Source organism: Gardnerella massiliensis (genome assembly GCF_003408845.1).
Classification (GTDB): domain Bacteria; phylum Actinomycetota; class Actinomycetes; order Actinomycetales; family Bifidobacteriaceae; genus Bifidobacterium; species Bifidobacterium vaginale_H.
The window spans coordinates 770,762-771,923 of record NZ_LRTV01000001.1 but is presented as its reverse complement, the minus strand read 5'-3'; the positions used below and the strand labels follow the sequence as shown (position 1 = coordinate 771,923).

Here is a 1,162-nt window from a genome sequence, read left to right as displayed (position 1 = left end):
GGCTTGTGCCAGCAAACTTGTCTAGTTACCGCGATGTTGACGCGCTTGTGAAGTGGGTTGGCACAGTTTCAAAGAAGGTGAGCGGCGCAACCACCACAATTTTGAAGCCTGCTTACGAGCCGAGCATGTTCTTCCCGTTCGCAGCACCTCCAGTTCACGGCACCTTGGCTGATTCCGGTTCACTTTTCGAATCGCAGTCGCGCTTAATGCTGTGGGGTGTGGAACGCGCAATCGCCGGATTTGCGCAGATTGGAGCCGATACGGATGTGCAACATCGTATGCACGTTGTGTTACCTGGCTCGCCAAACCGTGGCATGTTCGGCGGCGACGGCGCTTACGGCGAAGTCAAGAGCGCGTTCGACGCGATTGTGAACCGTGCGCACGCAGAGAGCGTGTGGTCGAATCGCGTGACTTTCGCTCATCCAAAGATTGGTTGGGTGCGCGGAACCGGCTTAATGGGCGGAAACGATCCGTTGGTTGCCGTGGTTGAACGTCACGGCTTAACCACCTACTCGACGCAAGAAATGGCAGATCGTCTGCTCGAATTGTGCTCGAAGGAAGCGCGTGAGCAGGCGGCAATTGCGCCTTTGGACGTCGACTTCACGGGAGGATTAGGAAAGGAACCGCTTGATCTGAATGCGCTTCGTGCGGAAGCGTTGGAAGATCAGAAGCGTGCGGAAGTTGCAGAAAAAGCTGCGGAAGCTGCGGACGAATCTGCCGAATCTTCTGCGAAATCAACCAACAAAGCACTTCCAACTCCTTACGTACCAACTCAGCCGAGCGTCAACCTAGCCGACTGGAAGAACGTAACCGCCCGCCCAGAAGACGAAATCGTAATCGTATCCGTCGGCGAGCTTGGACCATGGGGCTCCGGACGTACTCGTTTCGAAGCGGAACTCGGAATTAAAGAAGACGGTTCCGTAAAACTTTCCGCAGGAGCCGTACTGGAATTGGCTTGGAATATGGGCTTGCTCACTTGGCAAGACTCGCCAAAGCCGGGCTGGTACGATGCGGACGGCACGCTTGTACCAGAAGAAGATATTGCAGAAAAGTACGCTGACGAAGTAGTAGCGCGTTCCGGAATTCGACCATTCGAAACCGGCATGGGCGGCGACTACAAGGAAGGCGCGAACGAAGAAGAAGCAGAAATCTTCCTCGACCA

1 pseudogene is annotated in these 1,162 nt (G+C 55.2%); it reads left to right on the top strand.

The features are described 5' to 3' along the window. Positions 1-1,162: pseudogene (locus tag AXE77_RS06825) on the top strand (type I polyketide synthase); the annotation flags it as partial.